A 2,622-nucleotide genomic window follows, 5' to 3' on the forward strand; every position below is an offset into this window, starting at 1 on the left:
CTCTTCTCCATACCCAATGCCCAATGCCCTATTCCCCATGCCCAATGCCCAATTCCCCTAGACATCGCTCCTATTAATTCTTCTGTTGCTGTATGACTAATCCCGTTCAAATAATCATGAGATTTTTGATTTGTGTTCTGCCAAGAAAGCTGCCACAGTTTGGTTAAATGCCTCTGGTTGTGTCAAAAACGGCCAATGATTGCCGGGAACTTGGCAGATACGTAAATTTTGAAGATAGGTTTTGTAGGGTTGAATTTGCCAATTTTGGCGGTTCAGTCCTTGTTTTGGCTGGACGAATAGGGCAGGGGTGTCAAGAGGAATTGTAAAACCTGGCACTTGCATCACTGCCTCAAAAATTCCGTCGCGGGCGGCTATGGTAAATTTGCTGCCCCAACTCCCATCGGGTTTTTGTTCTATTCCTGCTTGGAAGACTTGCTCTTGTAAGGAACTCCATCCTTGATATTGCTTTAATTGCCGTGCCTGCTGTTCCGCTTCTTCCTGGCTGGCAAAGGGCCCCATACTTTTAAGAAAAGGCAAGAAGCGATATAACATTGGGAAAGTTACCCTGAGAAGACTGGGCATTTTCCAGATAAAAATCGGATCGACGAGAATTATACTCCGTAAACGCTTTGGGTTTTGTCTTGCCCAGATGGCGGCTAATTTGCCTGTCCAGGAGTGACTTACAATATGGGCAAAAGTCCATCCAAGACTATCCATGAGTGCTTCCAGGTCTGCGATCGCACTCTCAAAGCTATAATCTATCTCTGGTTTACTACTTTGGCCATGTCCGCGCATATCTGGCGCAACTATGTGGTAATCCGCCGCCAAGCAATCTCCTAAACTAGACCACACCAGAGCATGATCGCCTAAGCCATGTAACAGCAGTAAAGGTTCTTGACCTTGATTCCATTCTAAATAAGAAAGTTGGATATCAGGCTTTGATAAAGTTTGACGTACAGGCATCATTGCACATCCAGGCGTAGATAGTTTTGCGTTTATATAGTACTGCGAAAGAAGATGGGGAGCAGGGGAGGATAATTAATGACAAATGACCAATGACTAATGACTAATGACAAATTTAATTGTTACCGTTTACCACTTTATGACTCTGAGGATTGTACCAATTGACACGAAACAATGAGGCTAATGAATGCCAAGATCAAGAAAAGGATGCCCCAAGGATATTAAAAGTACTATGCCAGAATTACACCAATCGATTGCCCAGCATTATCACGAACGGACTAAATACAACCCTGAGACTCTCGCTTCCAAAAGTCAGCGGTTAGACTGGACTAAACAGCCAGTGCCCTTTAAAGAGTACAAAATTGGCTCTACTTTTGATCTCAAACCCTATATCCAAGAAAAAGCAGAGGCTTATGCTAATAATCCAGATGCTCAATGGTGGCAAAGACTTTCACGGCTATTGTTTCGCAGTTATGGATTAACGGCGAAAATGCCTTCTATGGGTAGTGCAGTGTATTTACGCGCTGCTCCCAGTGCAGGCGGATTATACCCTGCTGAGATGTATGTGGTTTCCCGTGGGACGTCGTTATTGCCACCTGGTCTATATAACTACCAGTGTCGAACTCATTCTCTCATGCATTATTGGGAAAATGATGTTTGGCAAACTCTTCAAGAGTCTTGTTTCTGGCATCCTTCTTTAGAAAATACCCAATTGGCAATTATTATCACTGCGGTATTCTATCGTTCTGCGTGGCGCTATGAAGATCGGGCTTACCGTCGGATTTTTCTGGATACGGGACATCTGTTGGGTAATATCGAGTTAGCTGGTGCGATTACTGATTATCGCCCCCATTTAATCGGCGGCTTTGTGGATGAATCGGTCAACGATCTGCTTTATGTCGATCCGCAACAAGAAGGTGCGATCGCTGTCTTACCTCTGGCAGACTTGTTAGATGTGAATCAAAATTTGCCATTGGGATGTACTGCTTTACCTTCCGCCACCGAAACCAGTTATCCTCAAATCCCTGATGGCGAACTATTAACATATTTCCATCGACACACCGAGATCCAATCAGGTGTAACTGGTAATCTTAATCTACCAACTATTAAACAAGAAAAATCTTTAGAGGATAAATACAATTTTCCTTTCTGTTTAAAAATTCCCACCACCACCGCACCTATAAACTGGGGACAAAAACTATCAGAACTGGAAACCACTATGTATAAGCGACGCTCTACCCGCGCTTACAATGGTGATGATTTAAGCTTTGATGAATTGAAAAGTTTACTCGATTTCACTTACCAACCGCAAAATTACATCGACCAAAGCTTAGATATTTCTCCAGACTACTTCGATCTAAATTTAATCGAAACATTCATTGCTGTTTGCGGAGTCAAAGGACTGGAGGCAGGTTGTTACTATTACGCGCCCAAAGCCCAAGAATTACGCCAAATCCGGTTTAAAAACTTTCGGCGAGAGTTACATTTTCTCTGTTTGGGGCAAGAATTGGGACGGGATGCAGCAGCGGTGTTATTTCATACAGCCGACTTGAAAGCTGCGATCGCACAATATGGCGATCGCGTTTACCGTTACTTACACATGGATGCCGGTCATTTGGGACAACGCCTGAATTTAGCAGCAATGCACCTGAATGTAGG

Annotated in this window: 2 protein-coding genes; one reads left to right on the top strand and one right to left on the bottom strand. The window is 43.6% G+C overall.

The genetic code is table 11. From position 1 onward, the window contains the following. Nucleotides 1-114: 114 nt before the first annotated feature. Complete coding sequence (locus IQ229_RS23465; protein WP_194047892.1) at nucleotides 115-963, bottom strand: alpha/beta fold hydrolase; 849 nt, start codon at nucleotides 961-963, stop codon at nucleotides 115-117. A 232-nt stretch (nucleotides 964-1,195) separates the two neighbouring features. On the opposite strand from IQ229_RS23465, the gene IQ229_RS23470 reads away from it, so the two are divergent. Further along, nucleotides 1,196-2,622, top strand: a 1,427-nt coding sequence (locus IQ229_RS23470) for a SagB/ThcOx family dehydrogenase (protein WP_194047894.1), incomplete at its 3' end; no start/stop codon positions are given.

The sequence above is a fragment of the Nostoc cf. edaphicum LEGE 07299 genome, assembly GCF_015207245.1.
GTDB classification, from domain to species: Bacteria; Cyanobacteriota; Cyanobacteriia; order Cyanobacteriales; family Nostocaceae; genus Nostoc; species Nostoc edaphicum_B.

Excerpts from the sequence above, each read along its gene's own strand:
- IQ229_RS23465 (WP_194047892.1), bottom strand. The coding sequence starts at position 963 with ATGCCTGTACGTCAAACTTTATCAAAGCCTGATATCCAACTTTCTTAT.